The sequence below is a fragment of the Streptomyces sp. NRRL F-5123 genome (genome assembly GCF_000721495.1).
Taxonomy (GTDB): Bacteria; Actinomycetota; Actinomycetes; order Streptomycetales; family Streptomycetaceae; genus Actinacidiphila.
In genome coordinates this window covers 1-1,609 of record NZ_JOHY01000144.1, presented here as the reverse complement: position 1 = coordinate 1,609, position 1,609 = coordinate 1, and the positions used below count along the sequence as shown (strand labels likewise).

Sequence of the window (1,609 nt, the reverse complement as noted above, 5' to 3'; positions counted from 1 at the left end):
CAACGGTCACCGGGTGCTGGCGGTGGTGCGGGGTTCCGCGGTGAACCAGGACGGTGCGTCGAACGGTCTGACCGCGCCGAACGGCCCCTCCCAACAGCGGGTGATCCGCGACGCGTTGGCGGGTGCGGGGCTCGGCACGGCTGACGTGGACGTGGTTGAGGCGCACGGTACGGGTACGGCGCTGGGCGATCCGATCGAGGCGCAGGCGCTGCTCGCGACGTACGGGCAACAGCGCCCGGCGGACAGTCCGTTGTGGCTGGGGTCGCTGAAGTCGAACATCGGGCACACGCAGGCCGCAGCCGGTGTGTCGGGTGTCATCAAGATGGTGGAGGCGATGCGGCACGGGGTCCTGCCGCAGACGCTGCACGTCGATGAGCCGTCGCACCATGTGGACTGGGACGAGGGCCAGGTCCGGCTGCTGACCGAGAACCGCCCCTGGCCGGAGGCGAATCGGCCGCGCCGCTCGGCGGTGTCCTCGTTCGGCATCAGCGGGACGAACGCCCACGTCATCCTCGAAGCCCCGCCCGCGGAGGCGACGGAGCCGGGGGCCGAGCCCGCGCCCGCCGATTCCGCTCTGATCCCCTGGGTGCTGTCGGCGCGCAACGAGGACGGGGTGCGGCGGCAGGCCGCCCGGCTGCTCGCGCATCTTGACGGTCACCCCGAACTCGACCCGCACGACGTGGCGTTGAGCCTGGTCGCGGGACGGGCTCGGCTGGAGTGCCGCGCGGTGGCGTGGGGCGCTGACCGCGAGGAGCTGTGCGCGGGGCTGCGTGACCTGGCGGCGGGGGTCGCGTCGCCGGGCGTGGTGGTGGGTGCGGTGCGGTCGGGTGGTGTGGTGTGGGTGTTTCCGGGTCAGGGGTCGCAGTGGGTGGGGATGGCGCGGGAGTTGCTGGACTCGTCCGAGGTGTTTGCGGCGCGGATGGGTGAGTGCGCGGCGGCGTTGGATGTGTTGACGGATTGGTCGTTGCTGGAGGTGGTGCGCGGGGACGGGGCTGAGCTGGAGCGGGTGGATGTGGTGCAGCCGGTGTTGTTCGCGGTGATGGTGTCGTTGGCGGCGGTGTGGGGGTCGTTGGGGGTGCGTCCGGCGGCTGTGGTGGGTCACTCGCAGGGGGAGATCGCGGCTGCGTGTGTGGCGGGTGGGTTGTCGCTTGGGGATGCGGCGCGGGTGGTGGTGTTGCGGTCGCGGGCGATCCGTGCGCTGGCCGGTCGCGGTGGGATGGTGTCGGTTCTGGCGCCTGTCGAGCGGGTGGGCGGGTGGTTGACGGACGGGCTTGCGGTCGCGGTGGTGAACGGGCCGGAGCAGGTCGTGGTCTCGGGTGCCCCGGGCGAGTTGGACGCGTTCGTGGAGCGGTGCGGGCAGGAGGGTGTTCAGGCGCGGCGGATCGCGGTGGACTACGCCTCGCACTCACCCCAGGTCGAGGAGCTGCGGGCGGAGTTGCTGGACGTTCTGGGCCCGATCCGGCCTCGCAGCGCGGACGTCCCCCTGGTCTCGACGGTCACAGGCGAGGTGATCGACACCGCTGCCATGGATGCGGGGTACTGGTTCACGAACCTGCGGCAGCCGGTCCGGTTCGACCAGGCCCTCTCCACCTTGCTGGCGGACGGGCAC

General features: G+C 72.0%; 1 protein-coding gene. It reads left to right on the top strand.

Annotated elements, in window-relative coordinates; translation table 11 throughout:
* The coding region (locus tag IH54_RS0138525; protein ID WP_043183604.1) for a type I polyketide synthase at positions 1-1,609 on the top strand (1,609 nt) is incomplete at both ends.